This is a genomic window from Actinopolymorpha sp. NPDC004070, assembly GCF_040610475.1.
GTDB lineage: Bacteria > Actinomycetota > Actinomycetes > Propionibacteriales > Actinopolymorphaceae > Actinopolymorpha.
The window spans coordinates 295,898-310,865 of sequence record NZ_JBEXMJ010000009.1 but is presented as its reverse complement, the minus strand read 5'-3'; the positions used below and the strand labels follow the sequence as shown (position 1 = coordinate 310,865).

11 protein-coding genes and 1 pseudogene are annotated in these 14,968 nt (G+C 67.0%); 7 read left to right on the top strand and 5 right to left on the bottom strand.

Annotated features, from left to right (window positions below):
- Window positions 1–2: 2 nt before the first annotated feature.
- Window positions 3–1,373 carry a hypothetical protein gene (locus ABZV93_RS18525; protein ID WP_354937315.1) on the bottom strand — a complete coding sequence of 457 codons (1,371 nt, stop codon included), beginning with the start codon at window positions 1,371–1,373 and terminating at the stop codon, window positions 3–5.
- A 221-nt stretch (window positions 1,374–1,594) separates the two neighbouring features.
- Between ABZV93_RS18525 and ABZV93_RS18520 the strand changes: the two genes are divergently transcribed.
- Window positions 1,595–3,217, top strand: a complete 1,623-nt coding sequence (locus tag ABZV93_RS18520; protein ID WP_354937312.1) for an MFS transporter — start codon at window positions 1,595–1,597, stop codon at window positions 3,215–3,217.
- 154 nt (window positions 3,218–3,371) lie between these two features.
- Window positions 3,372–4,514, top strand: a complete 1,143-nt coding sequence (locus ABZV93_RS18515; RefSeq protein WP_354937309.1) for a hypothetical protein — start codon at window positions 3,372–3,374, stop codon at window positions 4,512–4,514.
- A gap of 220 nt (window positions 4,515–4,734) precedes the next feature.
- Here the strand turns inward: ABZV93_RS18515 and ABZV93_RS18510 are convergent, their stop codons facing one another.
- The gene (locus ABZV93_RS18510) at window positions 4,735–5,370 is read right to left on the bottom strand and encodes a protein-L-isoaspartate(D-aspartate) O-methyltransferase (RefSeq protein ID WP_354937306.1); all 636 of its coding nucleotides are present in this window, start codon (window positions 5,368–5,370) and stop codon (window positions 4,735–4,737) included.
- A 103-nt stretch (window positions 5,371–5,473) separates the two neighbouring features.
- Window positions 5,474–6,808, bottom strand: coding sequence for a nicotinate phosphoribosyltransferase (locus ABZV93_RS18505; protein ID WP_354937303.1), 1,335 nt, complete (start codon window positions 6,806–6,808; stop codon window positions 5,474–5,476).
- 202 nt (window positions 6,809–7,010) lie between these two features.
- Here ABZV93_RS18505 and ABZV93_RS18500 point away from each other — a divergent pair, with 202 nt between their 5' ends.
- The 4 genes from ABZV93_RS18500 (at window position 7,011) to ABZV93_RS18485 (ending at window position 10,985) form a co-directional block, all read left to right on the top strand.
- Window positions 7,011–7,295 (top strand): CBS domain-containing protein, encoded by a 285-nt coding sequence (locus tag ABZV93_RS18500; RefSeq protein ID WP_354937301.1) that lies wholly within the window; start codon window positions 7,011–7,013, stop codon window positions 7,293–7,295.
- Window positions 7,296–7,521: 226 nt separating this feature from the next.
- Window positions 7,522–8,400 carry a universal stress protein gene (locus ABZV93_RS18495; protein ID WP_354937298.1) on the top strand — a complete coding sequence of 293 codons (879 nt, stop codon included), beginning with the start codon at window positions 7,522–7,524 and terminating at the stop codon, window positions 8,398–8,400.
- Window positions 8,401–8,544: 144 nt separating this feature from the next.
- A complete protein-coding gene (gene prs / locus ABZV93_RS18490; RefSeq protein ID WP_354937295.1) occupies window positions 8,545–9,480 on the top strand; it encodes a ribose-phosphate diphosphokinase in 936 nt (311 codons plus the stop codon).
- A 557-nt stretch (window positions 9,481–10,037) separates the two neighbouring features.
- Window positions 10,038–10,985 (top strand): HAMP domain-containing sensor histidine kinase, encoded by a 948-nt coding sequence (locus ABZV93_RS18485; protein WP_354937292.1) that lies wholly within the window; start codon window positions 10,038–10,040, stop codon window positions 10,983–10,985.
- 425 nt (window positions 10,986–11,410) lie between these two features.
- On the opposite strand, the gene ABZV93_RS18480 is transcribed toward ABZV93_RS18485, so the two are convergent.
- Window positions 11,411–11,842, bottom strand: coding sequence for a hypothetical protein (locus ABZV93_RS18480; protein ID WP_354937289.1), 432 nt, complete (start codon window positions 11,840–11,842; stop codon window positions 11,411–11,413).
- Window positions 11,843–12,472: 630 nt separating this feature from the next.
- Window positions 12,473–12,613, bottom strand: a pseudogene (locus ABZV93_RS18475) (IS3 family transposase); the annotation flags it as partial.
- Between the two features lie 337 nt (window positions 12,614–12,950).
- On the opposite strand from ABZV93_RS18475, the gene ABZV93_RS18470 reads away from it, so the two are divergent.
- Window positions 12,951–14,795 carry an ABC transporter substrate-binding protein gene (locus tag ABZV93_RS18470; protein ID WP_354937286.1) on the top strand — a complete coding sequence of 615 codons (1,845 nt, stop codon included), beginning with the start codon at window positions 12,951–12,953 and terminating at the stop codon, window positions 14,793–14,795.
- Window positions 14,796–14,968 lie beyond the last annotated feature (173 nt).

Sequence of the window (14,968 nt, the reverse complement as noted above, 5' to 3'; positions counted from 1 at the left end):
GCTCAGGTTGCTGCGCGTGGTTCCCGGGGTGGGCGGGCGATGAATTCGATCAGCGCCAGTGCGACCAGCACCAGCAGGGCCAGCAGTAGCACCACCGCGATGCTGGGATCGTTCCACGCGATGAATCCGATCCCAGCGATCGTGATGACTGCGACCCGCAGGAGGGTTCGGTGGTCGTAGGTCCAGCTGCCGACGCGGCCGGTCCGCAGGCCGATCGACTCACCACTGTCCCGGAGTCTGCCGATACCGGTCGACAACACAGACCGGGTGCGCACGGCCGCGGTCGACGGCCCGGTCGCGGCCGCACCCACCGCAACCACGACCCCGACGACCGCCAACGTGCGCAGCTGCGCCTGCAGAAGCCGCACAAGCGTGTCGAAGATCGCCGCGGCAGCGTCCGGGGGCATGCCGTCCGATGGAAGGGAGCTGAGGTAGATCGCCCGAGCGGCCACCAGCCCCAGGCCGAGCACCACCATGGAGGCCGCCAGGCCGAGGCCTCCGGCGAGGAGCATCCGGCGATGCCGGCGAGCGAGGACGACCGCCGCGCCGAGGAGGGCGAGCGTCAGAACGGGCAGGATGATCGCGAGCCGGTTGAGCCAGGTGTATGCGGTCTGCAGCTTCACCAGGTCCTTCGCGGGGAAGAGCGCGACGCTCGGGTTGATCTGTGGAATGCTCGCCGCCGGCCCGAAGCCCGCCTTCACAAGCCTTTGCTTCGCGACATCGATGAAGGGCCCCAACTGCAGATAGGCGGTGTTGCCCTGGACGGTGATCCCACGACTTTCGCCCGACAGGACCTTGATCATCGTCTGGTGAGCGACCCGGTTTCCCTGTACCCAGGCGGCCGCGAACTGGTCGCTCTTCACCAGGTCGCCGATCTTGGACCGGACGAACTCCTCGATCCCGTTCGAGATCGTCCCGACCAGACTGCGTAGCCGTTCCTGCACCAGGGGCGGCAGGTGGGTCGACGCGAGGAGTCCGTTGACGCCCTGGCTCAGCAGGCCCCTCAGGTCCAACCTCTTGAAGATCTCCTCGGTCGTACGGGAGGCTACCGCGTTCTGGACCGCAGGATCCTTGGCCAGCGGGGCCACGGTTTCCACGTAGCGGTTCGTGTCGGAGATGGTCGTGTTGCTCCAGATCGCGACCACGGAGATCGGAGCCAGCAGGCACCCGAGCACGAGGACCAGCACCGCTACAGGCGTACGCCAGAGCCTGCGTGGCCTCTCCACGGCGCCGCCAGCTGCTTCCTGCGGTGCCGCAGGGGCGGCAGCGTGCAGTTGGGCTGTCAACCGTTCGGTTTCGGCCCGCGCCTTGCCCACCTCTGCGCGAAGCCGCTCGAGCTCCGCACGTTCGTCCTCGTCAAGTGGGCCACTCATGACGCACAGAGCCCTCCCCCAGCGCCCTGCGGACGCCTGCGAGCAATGCTGGCTCACCGGTAGACGGCGAGGCTCACCCTGCGCGGGTGAAACTCGTGAACGGGCCGTCCACCTGACGGAGCGCCTGCAATCCGACTGATCCGGCGGCGCGATGCGCGCAGGATGCTTTGTGTGGCTGAGGACGAGCTCTCTGCAGTGCCTGCCGTGAGCCGCAGGGTGCCGTGCTGACTTCCTCGTCCGGGCGCTCCGCCTCGAGCGCGGGAGCGATCCTGCTGACCCTGGCGTCGGCGCAGTTCCTGATGACGTTGGACACGTCGGTGATGAACGTGTCGATCGCTACGGTGGCGAAGGACATCGGGACGACGGTCACCGGGGTCCAGACCGCGCTCACGATGTACGCCTTGGTGATGGCGTCATTGATGATCACAGGTGGCAAGGTCGGGCGGATCCTGGGCAGGAAGCGTGCGTTCGCGATCGGCTGTGTGATCTACGGCTGTGGATCGTTCACGACATCGCTCGCTCCGAACCTGCCGGTTCTCATCCTGGGGTGGTCTTGCCTTGAAGGCGTTGGTGCGGCGCTCATCATGCCGGCGGTTGTCGCACTCGTGGCATCGAACTTCGGCCGGCCCGAGCGGCCGCGCGCCTACGGTCTGGTGGCCGCCGCGGGCGCGATCGCCGTCGCCGCCGGCCCGCTCATCGGCGGGCTCTTCACCACCTATGCGTCCTGGCGATGGGTCTTCGCGGGCGAGGTGCTGCTCGTACTGGTCATCCTGGCGTCGGCCAGGAGAATGTCCGACACGCCGCCCGAGCGCGACGGCGGGCTCGACCTCGCCGGCACCCTGCTGTCGGCTCTGGGCCTTGGCCTGGTCGTGTACGGCGTCCTGCGCTCGGGGACGTGGGGGTTCGTCATCGCCAAGCCCGGCGCGCCGCAGTGGCTTGGGCTGTCGCCGGCAATCTGGCTTATCTTCACTGGATGCGGGGTACTCGCAGGCTTCCTGGCCTGGGAGCGACACAGGCGTGACCGGGGTAGGGCAGTGCTGATCGACCCCGCAATTCTGCGCTACCGGAACCTTCGCGGCGGCCTTGCCTCGTTCTTCTTCCAGTACCTGCTTCAGGCAGGACTGTTCTTCACCGTACCGCTCTTCCTGTCGGTCGCACTCGGACTGTCCGCGATAGAAACCGGCCTGCGCCTCCTCCCGCTGTCCGTAACCCTCCTGCTCGGAGCGGTTGGCGTGCCGAAATTCTTTCCGAACGCGTCACCTCGCCGCGTCGTCCGGCTCGGCTTCTTCTCGCTGTTCCTCGGAATTCTCATGCTGGTCGCCGCACTCGACCTCGGGGTCGGACCGGAGGTCGTCACGTGGCCCATGCTCCTGGCCGGGCTCGGTGTGGGTGGACTCGCCTCGCAACTTGGCAGTGTCACGGTGTCGGCGGTACCCGACGCCCTGGCGCCGGAGGTTGGCGGCCTGCAGAACACCGTCACCAACCTGGGCGCATCCATCGGAACGGCGCTCGCCGGCACAGTGTTGATCGCCGCGCTCACCACGTCGTTCATCACCGGGATCCAGGACAATCCCGCGATCCCCAGGGAGCTGTCCTCGAAAGCAGCGATCGAACTGACGAGCGGAGTGCCATTCATTCCCGACTCGGATCTTAAGCGGGCCCTCGGCGCCGCAGGTGTGCCTGGGCCGACTGCAGACGCCATCGTCGACGAGAACACCGAAGCCCGCCTTGTCGGTCTCCGCGCCGCACTGGCAGTCCTGGCTCTGATCGTGCTCGCGGCCACGTTCGTCAACCGCGGCATTCCCACCCACCAGCCGGGCACACACACGGGTGCGGACCCATGAGCACAAAGGCCACCCGCATACGTCGTCGCCGTCCCCCATCAAGCAATGCGTGGGCTCAGTTGCCGTCGGTCGATCGCGATGCCCTGGCCGACGCGAGCATCGCCTGGGCAGACCGGCCGCCGACGTGGTCGCCACGGCCCGCCAAGCCCCGTTCGTGCGTTATGCCCGTGACCTGCCTGGAGGGGCTTACACCAATGCGGGCAACTCCGGGGGCGCAGCGATCACGTTGGCGTTCGCCGCACTCGCGGGCGACCACTCCGCCGACGCGCGGCTGCTGCAACAGGCCCGCTACACCCTCACCGGCGGGAACGACATCGCCGCGAACGGGGGCTATCCAGCCCAGCACGAGCTCCAGGTGACGGGTATGTTCGCGACGGCCAAGCTGGTGCCGCCGGTCTGGCATCGACTACGGCCCGCCGAACGGACCCGGGTCGACACGCTGATGGAGGCGTCCCTGGTGGCCTCCGCTTTCACCACCAGTGACCACAACCCGTTCGTCCTGTCCGGCGGCCAGCAGTACACGCTGGACGGGGACCGTAACGTGAACCGGGACTGGAACCCCAACTACCGCGAGGGGATGGGCGGCTCGGTCCTGGTCGCGACGGCGTACTTCGGGGTCGACCGGGCGAAGGAGATCCTGCGCACCTACGATCACGACGCCTTCGTCGCCCGGCTCGCCGCCGACGGGCTGACCAACGCGTACGGCACGTTCACCTGGAAGGCGGCGCATCCGGAATCCGCCGCGCCCACCGGTGCGCAGATCGAGTCCGCGGTCCACAGCTGGTCGTTGCACGGGATCACCCTGGACCGGGTGATGGACCTTGAGGCGCAGCTGAGCGAGAACACCTACGGCGGCACCGTCGAGTGCGGCCTGAACGGGACCGGCATCCTGATGCCCGACGGCACACACGCGGGCGTGATCGACAGCGGCTGCGAAGGACTCCCCAACCTCGGCCGCCCCGGCATGCTGCTGGAGTTCACCTCCGTCGACGCCGAAGGGCAACGCAGCTCGGCCGACTACGCCTACGGCGGCTACAAGCCGAACCTGATCACCCAGGCCGTCCTGATCGCCAACGGCATGTGGAAGTCCGGCCCGACTGCCGACCACATCGTCAGCCTGATGCGCGTCGGTGTGACAGATCTCTGGTACAAGCTCGACCACGGGTACCGCAACTACTCCCACGCCCGGTTCTCCGGCATCCTGTGCAGCGACGACCCCGACTTCGGATTCATCTACCTGCGCTCCCTGTGGAACGACGTCGTTCGCCCCTACCACCGGATCAAGCAGCGCAGCTGAGGATGGCATGTTGGACAGTGAATTGAGCTATCTCCTACGGATACCGCTTCTGCCAATTCGACGTATGCCAGGGCATCTCGAACGAAGGCCTCCCGCAGCACACCCGATGCGCTCATGTCACCACGCTAGCCGCTCACAGGTGGAATCTCCGCCGTCCATTGTCACCCCGACGAAACGCCGGCTGGTGCGGCCAGGAGCGACGCGCCGACGACGACACCACTCACCTGTAACCGAAGTGGCCGCGCAGGCGGACGAAGCGGGCCGGAATTACTGGCCTTCCCGCGTCCAGGCCTTCAGGTGTACGCCGGAAGACCGTCACCTCCTCCGCGCCGCCGGGCCCGATCGGCTGGACGAGCCGCCCACCGGGCCGCATCTGCTCGACCAGCGGCGGAGGAACCTCGGGGTACGCGGCGGAGACCAGTACCGCCTCGTACGGCGCGGAGTCCGCCGCACCCTCGGTACCGTCGCCCACCACGACCTCGACGTTCGTGACGTCCTCGGCCGCGAGGTTCTCGCGTGCTCGTGCGGCGAGGTCCGGCCAGCGCTCCACACTCGTCACCAAGTACGCCAGCCGGGACAACAGCGCCGTCTGGTAGCCGTAGCCGGTCCCGATCTCGAGCACCCGCTCCGTGCCGGTCAGGCGGAGCGCCTCGATCATGCCGGCCGACAGGGAAGGCTGTGTAGTCACCTGCCCGTGCGGGATCGGGACCGGACGATCCTCGTTCGCCGCGTCGGCGTACTCCGGCGGAACGAACGCCGACCGGTGAACCACCCGCAGCGCCTCCAGCAGTGCGGGATCGCTGACACCCGTACGGCGCGCAGCCGCCACGAGGTGCTCCGACGACCACCGCGCCATCTGCCCGGCCTCCGTACTGTCCCGTCACTGTCCCGTTCCACCGCCACGCCGGCCGGGTGACTGACCTGACAGGTCGGTCAGCCGGGCGCGCAGGTCGCCGCGCTCACCATGTGAGGTCCTGCGTCCTGGCGGCGGACCGCGCGGTCCGCGTCGCCAATGCGGCGAGCCCTTCGGAGACGCGCATCCGGGGTGACGACGGCCCACGGATGCGGCGGACGTCGGGCGGCAGCGCGGTCACGTCTCGCACACAACGTTCACGCGCCGCGTCGATGGTGCCCTCGCTCCCGAGACGTCGACCGTTCCGCATGACCTCGACGAGCACGGGTTCGAAGCCGTCGGGTCCGGCCTCCTCGCGAAGGGCTAGGACGTCCTGCTCGATCGGGAAGTGTCGCCACACCTGCTTCGCTCCGGGGAGGGTGGCCTTGCCGGGCGAGAGCTTGCAGACGGGGCGGCCGCCGAACGCGACCAGCTTGCACGCGCTGTCCAGAGAGGGCGCGTCGGCGGACACGCCCATGCGGGTGCCGACACCGGCGGCGTCTATCGGTGCTCGTTCCAGGACGAACCGTTCCAGGTCGTACTCGTCCAGCCCTCCGCTGACGAAGATGCGGACCTTGCGCAGACCCGCCTCGTCGAGAATCTGCCGTGCCTCGCGGGCGAGCGCCACGAGGTCACCGCTGTCCAGCCGTACGGCGAGCGGCCTGTCGAGGGTCATGTCCTTGATCACCCGCACCGCGGTGCGCACCCCGGCGAGCGTGTCGTACGTGTCGACCAGGAACGTGACCGGCCCGGGCAGGTCCTCGGCGAACGCCCGGAACGCGTCTATCTCACGTGGGAACGCCTCGACGTAGGAGTGAGCCATCGTGCCGGCCGCCGGCAGCCCGTAGCGCCGCGCCGCCTCGACGTTGCTGGTGGCGGCGAAACCCGCGATTGACGACAGGCGGGCGACGGCCATGCCGGCCTCGATCCCGTGAGTACGCCGGAACGCGAAGTCGACAAGCTCCATGTCGCCCGCCGCGAGACGACATCTGGCCGCCTTGGTGGCGATCGCTGTCTGGTAGGTGATGTGGTTGAGCAGCACGGTCTCGACGAGTTGCGCCTCCGCCGCTGGCGCTGTGACCTCCAGGAGGGGTTCGTCGGCGAGAACCACGCGGCCCTCGGGGACAGCGCGGACGTCCCCGGTGAAGCGCAGCCCGGCGAACGCCTGAACGGTCGCGTCGTCGAAGCCGGCGTCGCGCAGCCAGTCGAGGTCCTCCGCCTCGAAAGCGAAGGATTCCAGAGCGGTCAGGCAGTCCTCCAGACCGGCGGCGACGAGGAAGCCGCGGTCGGGTGGCAGGGCACGGACGAAGAGGCTGAAGGCGGCCGGTCCGGACATGCCACGCCGAAGGTAGCTCGCGGCCATCTTCAACTCGTAGAGATCCGTTACGAGTCCCGCCACCATCGTTCGTTCCCTCCGCCCCTCACGTTCTCGCCAGCGTGCGTTCGGTGCGTCCCCACAGCGGGATCTCCTTCGACGGTCCCCTTGCGACGGTGGTCCAGTGAACCGATCCGTCGGGGCGCCCTGATGACGTTCGGCCCTGCTGGAACGGCGTCAACCGGAGCGAGACAGAAGATCAATTGCTCTATATGGAAGGGATCCACTGATGCGCGTCGAAGAGGTCTATCGGCCCGAAGCGTTCGCCCGTGAGGCAACCGACTCGCCGTCGGAGGCGGCGAGCAAGATGACCAGCCGGCACGTCGGTGCGCTTGCTGTGGTCGACGGTAACAGCCTCGTCGGCATCCTGTCCGAACGCGATGTCGTGCATGCGGTCGCCGAAGGTGCCGACCTTCTCCGCGCCGGCGCCGGATCACACGCGACCCTGGATGTCGAGACCACAAAACTCGCCGAGGACACCACCGACATCGCCAGGAAGATGCTCGACGCCTAGCGTGATGAAGGGCCGACTGTCGAGCCACCAGGCGTCGGGATGCTCGATCGCATTCTGGTCAGATGCGACGAATGCCGCCCTCGCCTCGCGGCTGGGACCTTCGCTGGGACTGGCGGAGGACCGTTGCCAGTCTGTCCTCCCGCCAGCCTGCGGGATCGTGAGAACTGGGCCTTGAGGGACACCGGTTCGCGTCCATGGTGAGTATCTGGCGAAAGGCAGCGATCGGATGGCGACACGTGACGCTCGGTCGATCGTCGTGGGCGTCAATGGGTCTGAGAGCGCGCTCAACGCCACGGCATGGGCGGCTAGCGAAGCCGCCCTGCACGACGTACCGCTGCGGATCGTCTACGGGTTCGCCGAGTCTGTCCTGCGAGTGCCGACCGGACTGTGGGGGACGGGGACCGAAGACAGGTTGCGCATACACGCGGATCAGCTTGTCCGGGAGGCGGCGGCGACCGCCCACGCGGCCGCGCCTGATGTCGACGTGAGTACTGCTGTGGTACGCGAGCTTCCGCTACCGCTCTTGGTCGGTGAAAGCCACGATGCGTTGTACGTCGTTGTGGGCGCCGCCGGCCGGAGCGCAGTTGCCGACATGGTGGCCGGCTCCACCACGCTCGCCCTCGTCGCCCGAGCACATGCGCCAGTCGCCGTCGTGCGCAGCCTCGTTGATCCAGAACGCGACGACCGTCTCGTTATCGTCGGAGTCGACGGCTCGCCACTGGCAGACGCAGCCCTACAGGTCGGCATCCAAGAGACCATGCTTCGACACGGGCGGCTGCTTGCTGTGCATGTCGTCCACCATTACCGGGGCCGGGGCACGCAGCCGGCGGCGAGTGACACCTCGGACGGAAACGCACTGCTCACCGATGCTCTGCGCGGCTGGCGCCACAAGTTTCCCGAACTCCAGATCGAGGACCAGGTCATGGCTGGACACCCGGCCGGGGTCCTTGTCCGCCTCTCCAACCGGGCAGGCCTCATAGTGGTCGGCGCGCGAGGCCTCGGCGGGTTCACCGGCATGCTTATTGGATCGGTCAGTCAGGCGCTGCTGCACCACGCGCACTGCCCGCTCATGTCAGTCCCGCCGACGTCCCGCCGACGCGTGTAACACAAACAACCTGGAGAAGCCAGGCGCTGGAGGGGGCAGTCGGCATGCAGGAACTCGCACGGCCGGCGCATATGGGTGGCGGGCTACCAGGGCAGCGAACCGTGCAGGTTCGTGACGGGCAATCAATACCGAGCAGGATGCGCGATGACACTGCAGATCGTGGCGGGGACAGCTGGTCAACGGCTCGCGGATGGCATCACGACTGCGTTGGGAATCGAGGCGGGCGCATGCGTCGTGGACCGGTTTCCCGATGGAGAGTTACGACCCGCGGTGGCTGGCATAGCCGGCGCTGACGTCTATGTGGTCCAGCCCACCGGCCCGCCGGTCGCCGAGCATGTGGTCGAACTACTTCTCCTCCTTGACGCGTGCCGCCGAGCCGGTGCCGCCCGGGTGACAGCGGTTGTGCCGTACTTCGGCTACGCCCGGCAGGACCGCCGGAGCCGAGCTGGTCAGCCTGTCGGGGCCCGCGTTCTTGCAGATGCGATCGCGTCGACCCAAGTCCATCGACTGGTCGGTGTCGATCCACACACCCTGGCGCTGGAAGCGATGTGCCCCATGCCGGTGGAAATGCTGACCGCAGTACCACTCCTGGCACAGGCACTCTCGACGTCTGTGCCAAGCGACGCCATCATCGTCGCACCCGACCTCGGCGCGGCGAAACTCGCCGAACACTACGCCTCGCTGCTCCATACCCGAGTGGCACTTGTACGCAAGAGCAGAGAAAGCGGAGCACGCGTGCGTGCCGAGGAGTTGGTCGGCGCGGTCGCCGGCGCTCCCGCCGTCGTGGTCGACGACATGATCAGCACAGGAGGAACCGTCAGTGCCGCGGTAGAGATTCTGCTGGACCACGGCTCGGCACCAGATGTGGCGGTCGCCGCCACCCACGGCCTGTTGATCGGACCCGCAACAGACCGACTCAGCGCACTTCCGATACAGCGTGTCGTCGTCACAAACAGCACTGGCCAGCAACAGAACACGATGCCCATCCTTGAGGTGCACTCCATCGCGCCGCTGCTCGCCGACGCCATTGGGCGGCTGCACCGTGGGGAACCGCTCGACGAGTTGCTCGTCCACACGTGACCATGCCACCCAGCGCTGTTGGCGCATGTCTTCACCGCAGACCTCGTGGCCGACCGGGCCGGTGGCCCGGACCGCTCGCTTCGACACCTGCGTGCCAAACTCGCTCTGAAAATCCAATTCGCACCCGGCCATTCCTCAGGGCCCGTGATCTTCGCGGGGGGTGCACGCCGCCTATCCGAGCAGGCCTGTCCCCTGTGCGGCTGCGGGCCTAGCTGGATGTTCCGCGCCAGATCCCCCTAAGCCGACGCGCGGACTAGCGTGAACGGCGGCCCCGTTGTTGAGCCCATGGCCTGTTGTCCGGGGGCTTGTCGCACCACTTCACGGGGGTAGTCCAGCACCGGGTTGGACAGGCTCTCGTGTCTAGCGTTGTCATCGACGAAGCACCGGAGGGCCGAGATGGTCAGCAGGGACGTGGTGGTCAGCGTACGGTGCGACAACCCGTGAAAGCGCCGCGCAGGGCGCTGAGCGCGCTGAAGCAGGCCGCCTGGACCTGGAGAACGGAAGGAGTACCGGCGTCAGGAGGGCCGGAGAGTCCAGCAGTCGGAGGAGGCCGGCACGTGTCGCTGTTCTGGAGGATTTTCCTGCTCAACGCCGCAGTGTTGGCCGCGGCGACGACTGTACTCCTGCTTACGCCTTTGACCGTTTCCACGCCGTTGATACTTACCGAGGCGTTGATCCTCGCCGCAGGCCTCGCTGCCATGCTCGTCGCGAATGCCGCCCTGCTGCGGCTCGGCCTCGCTCCGCTGCGACGCCTTACCCGTCTAATGATGACGATCGACCTGACACGCCCCGGCACCCGTCTGACCATCAGTGGGAACGGCATCGTGGCCGATCTGATCAGAAACTTCAACACCATGCTCGACCGGTTGGAAGCCGAGCGGAGAAACAGCGCGGCACAAGCCCTCTCGGCCCAGGAGGGCGAGCGGAGACGCATCGCACTGGAGCTTCACGACGAAGTAGGACAGACCCTCACCGCAGTTCTCCTCCAACTCGAACGTGTCTCCAACAAGGCGCCCCAGTGCATGCACACGGACATGGCGCACATCCAGGAAATGACCCGCGGCAGTCACGATGAGGTCCGCAGGATCGCCCGCCGGCTCCGCCCTGGCGATCTGGAGACCCTCGGCCTGGTCAGGGCTCTCAGGTCGCTCGCCGACGAGTTCTCCACCGACGGTGGGGTGACTGTGCACTGCCAACTCGACACTGAACTCCCTCAGCTCGATCACGAGACCGAACTGGTCATATATCGGGTAGCCCAAGAAGGGCTCACAAATGTCGCGCGTCATGCCCGGGCGAAGAATGCAGACATCGTGCTAGGCCGGCACGCCGATGGTATTGAGTTGCGGATTCGTGACGATGGGTGCGGCATCGGCAGCGCACTTGTCGGCACCGGCCTTGCCGGCATGCGCGAACGCGCCCTCCTGATCGCCGCCGATCTCGCCGTCGGCCCGGGCCCCCATGGCGGTACGGAGGTTCAATTGAACGTGCCCGATCGCTCGAAGTAGGTGAACGGCTCGATGGCGGGCGTCGCCCAGACCCGCACCCTGCTCGACGAGCACCATGCATTGGTATGCCAGGCTGCCGGCTCTCGTCTCTCCGGCTTCTACATCGCACCCGCGCCCCGATGTCAAGCCCTGATCGGGGTGCGGGACGGGGGTGCGAAACGCCGTCTGTCAGTGCTCGCCAAGGGGCTGGTGAGGGTGATCTTGGTGGTAAAGCTGCTGGTGAGGGTGTTGTAGACGGTGCGTCGGCGCAGCACCCCGAGCGAGGGATGTCGGCGACGTCGGATCGACTGTTGCGACAGGGACGATCGCCACCAGGGCGGCACTCCCATGACGAACGAAGCCGAGGCGGGCCGCTAGCGCGGGCCCCAGGCACCCCGCACCACGGCCAGCCGCGTGCTGTCCGGACAGACTGAGTTGGCTGACGCCTACATGCGGGGTATGTTCACGGCGCCGTGGAGTCCCCGAGATGAACGCCTCCTGCGCCGGAAGCCGGATGCTTGACGCATTCGGCCGATGCCGAGGGGGTACCGGCGGTGAGTTATGGCCGGAGCAACCTGCCGGCTGTCGAGCTTGCCCGCGATGTCGACGAAAGCCCGCCGCACCTCCAGGCGCTGGCGCTCCAGATCGACGTCGCGGACCCGCAGCGCTGTTGCCTCACCCCAGCGAAGGCCGGTGTAAGCCAACGTCTGGATGAACAACGCGTACGAGCCGGCGGCCGCGGCGAGCTTCCCCACCTCCTCGTGCGTCAGGAACATCCGCTCCCCCGCCGGCACAGGCTTCGGCAACTTGAGGCCCGTCACGGGACCGACCAGTAGCCGCCGACCGCGAACCGCGTACTGGCACACCGCCGAGAACATGTACATCCAGGTGCAGCGTCGTGTCCAGCCACTCCGTCGCGACGGTCCCGAAGTCCACGCGCAGCGCCGCCGGGTCGATCCACTCGCCGCGTGACATCCCGACCTGCTGATCAGCGAACCAGCGCCGGGCGTGGACCTTGCGGCGGAAGCTCTTGGTACGCTCCCGCCCGTCCGGACCGCGGTAGCTGGCCCGCCACCGGTCGCCGCGCTTCTCCACACTCATGCTGCCGTCGCCTTCTGCTCCTCCACCCAGGCGTATTCGGTCGGGTCACGGGGTTGCCACGTCCCCGATCTGGTTGTGAACCGGCCCCGTCCTCGCCGTCCTCATCCCAGAGCTGACGGACCAGCGCCGGCTCCCGGCAGTCTCCTACCGTCGCATGGCCCGCACCCGTGCCTGCACATCCGGCGATGACCCTCCCGACCACCAAAGCGTTCGCCGAATCCGAAGGACACCGCCGCCGACTCAGACGCGGAAAGTCCGGACGTCCGGCATCCGGCGTCCGGCGTCCGGCGTCCGGCGTCCGAGTGGTGGATCGCCATATTTTTCAGGGGGATTACTCTGCCTTCGCCGTAGCGCGCGGGCCGTGGCGATGGACCGTTCGATGACCGCGGACCGCTTGGACGTCGAGATTTCCAACCGCCGATCACCCCGGCGAACGCATCGACGACGAAAGCCGTGTAGACGAAGCCGCCGATCAGGAGGACGTAGGTGAAACCCGCCACGAACAACGTGTTCGGAGCCTGGGCGCCGAACTGCCGGTTGACCAGGTCCGGTGCCTGGGGGGGCCACATAAGCCGCGAGCCGCTGCGCGAATCCGGGTGGACATGGCCGGGACTGCGCAGATTTCGCAACAATTCAGGTTACAAGTTGTCGCCATACGGTTCCGCTCGACCCCGGTGAAGGTATACGTTCCCGGTCATCAAACGTTCCCGGTGCGAATCCGTACGGGGAGCACATCGGTGAACCCGCATCTCTGTATGGATAAGTGACGGCTCTGCTGCGCAGTGTGCGCGTGTGTCGTCGGGTCCTCGTTCTAGTACGTCTGAAGAGTCGCTAGGCAGAACCCTCCTAGCGCGGCATTGATCACTTGATTGATGGGAGGAACTGATGAACGCAACACCAGGCCCGTTCGGCCCCGAGCTCTCCCGGCGACGGGTGCTCGAGATCTTCGGCCTCGGTGCCGCGGGGGCCGCCGTGCTGGCAGCCTGTGGCGAGCACAGCGGCAACGGCGGTGGCGGTGGCGGCGGAGGGGGCGGTGGCGGCGGAGAGGCCGTCTTCAACGGTGCCTGGCCCTACCAGGTGCCGCCGAAGGGCCACTTCAACCTGATGGCGGGCGTCACGGACGCGATCAACCCCGGCGCCTACTTCGACCTCATCTTCCTGCCCGGTGGCATGTACTACTGGGATGCGAAGAAGTGGGAGCCGATGCTCGCCGAGAAGTGGGGCTTCGACGAGGTGGCCAAGACCTTCACCTACACCCTGCGCAAGGGCGTCAAGTGGAGCGACGGCAAGGATGTCACCAGCCAGGACGTGATCAGTACGTTCATGTGTCGGCGGGTGATGCGCCAGACCGAGTGGCAGTTCCTCTCCAAGGTCGAGGCGAAGGACGACCAGACGGTCGTCTTCACGATGAACAATCCCTCGAGTGTAGTCGAGCGTTACATCGTCCGCGCGAACATCCTGAGCGCCGCGACCTACGGCGACTTCAGCAAGCGGGCCGAGCAGCTGTTCTCGTCCGACAAGGACCTGGACAGCCCCGAAGGCAAGAAGCTCAACGAGGACCTCCAGGCCTGGCGGCCCAAGAACCCGCAGAACGAGGTCGTCACCAACGGTCCGTTCACCTACGACTACAACAGCATCACCAACGCGCAGCTCACCCTGGTCAAGAACAAGAAGGGCTGGGCGGCGGACAAGGTCAAGTTCGACAAGATCACCCTCTACAACGGCGAGACTCCGACCATCACACCCCTGGTCCTGGCCAAGAAGGTCGAGTACGCCACGCACGGCTTCCCGGTCGCCACCGAGAAGCAGTTCATCGCGAAGGGCATCCGGATCCTGCGGCCCCCGGTCTATTCCGGTCCGGCGATCTTCTTCAACATGGGCAAGCAGCCCGAGTTCAAGGACGTCCGGGTCCGCCGGGCGTTCGCCCACGCGATCAAGCGGGACGAGGTGGGCAAGGTTTCCCTCTCCGACTCCGGCGTCGCGGTGAAGTTCATGGCGGGCTTCTCCGACATCCAGGTACCGGACTGGCTGAGCTCGGAGGACCAGGGCAAGCTCAACCACTACGAATACGACGAGAAGAAGGCCACCGACCTGCTCACCCAGGCCGGCTGGAAGAAGCAGGGCAAGTCGTGGATGAAGCCCGACGGGACTCCGGCCAAGTACGACCTCACCTTCCCCTCGGAGTACGCCGACTGGTCCGCCACAGGCGCCAACGTGGCCCAGCAGTTGTCGGACTTCGGGCTCGGCGTGACCGGCAGAGGGGTGACGTTCACCCAGCAGCCGATCGACGTCGACAAGGGGAACTTCCAGCTGGCGATCCAGGGCTGGGGATCCTCGAGCAGTCCGCACCCCCACTTCGCCTTCGTCGCGGACCTGTTCACCCACAACATCCCGGTCGCGGCGAACCAGGGCGGCAAGGGGATGGACTTCCCGCTCAAGCAGGACACCGACACGCTCGGGAAGGTCGACCTGGAGAAGGCCGTCACGAACGCCGGTGAAGGTCTCGACCAGGAAGCTCAGAAAAAGAACGTGGCGACTGCCGCCGTGGCGTTCAACGAGCTGTTGCCGATCGTGCCTTTGTACGAGCGCTACGGCAACAACGCGGCGCTCGAGGACCACATCGAAGGCTTCCCGGCCGACGACGACCCGATCCTCAAGAACTCGCCGTACGCGGACAACTTCGTGACCATGCTGATGTTCCAGGGGAAGATCCGCCCGAAGAACTCGTGAGGGCGGAGTCGCCCGGTCCGGAGAGCCGGACAGTGAGTGAATGGGGGCCCCGCGACAGTCGCGGGGCCCCTACTTTGTCTGTGGACAGCAGGGGTGGGTCGGCGCTACGCGCCGGCCTCCACCGCAGCCGGAGAGGCGCCGTGCCGTGCACCACGCCAGGCGTCCAGCAGGGA

Coding starts and splice junctions, on each gene's coding strand:
- ABZV93_RS18525 (WP_354937315.1), bottom strand. CDS start 1,373: ATGAGTGGCCCACTTGACGAGGACGAACGTGCGGAGCTCGAGCGGCTT.
- ABZV93_RS18510 (WP_354937306.1), bottom strand. CDS start 5,370: ATGGCGCGGTGGTCGTCGGAGCACCTCGTGGCGGCTGCGCGCCGTACG.
- ABZV93_RS18505 (WP_354937303.1), bottom strand. CDS start 6,808: ATGGTGGCGGGACTCGTAACGGATCTCTACGAGTTGAAGATGGCCGCG.
- ABZV93_RS18500 (WP_354937301.1), top strand. CDS start 7,011: ATGCGCGTCGAAGAGGTCTATCGGCCCGAAGCGTTCGCCCGTGAGGCA.
- ABZV93_RS18495 (WP_354937298.1), top strand. CDS start 7,522: ATGGCGACACGTGACGCTCGGTCGATCGTCGTGGGCGTCAATGGGTCT.
- prs (WP_354937295.1), top strand. CDS start 8,545: ATGACACTGCAGATCGTGGCGGGGACAGCTGGTCAACGGCTCGCGGAT.
- ABZV93_RS18480 (WP_354937289.1), bottom strand. CDS start 11,842: ATGTTCTCGGCGGTGTGCCAGTACGCGGTTCGCGGTCGGCGGCTACTG.
- ABZV93_RS18470 (WP_354937286.1), top strand. CDS start 12,951: ATGAACGCAACACCAGGCCCGTTCGGCCCCGAGCTCTCCCGGCGACGG.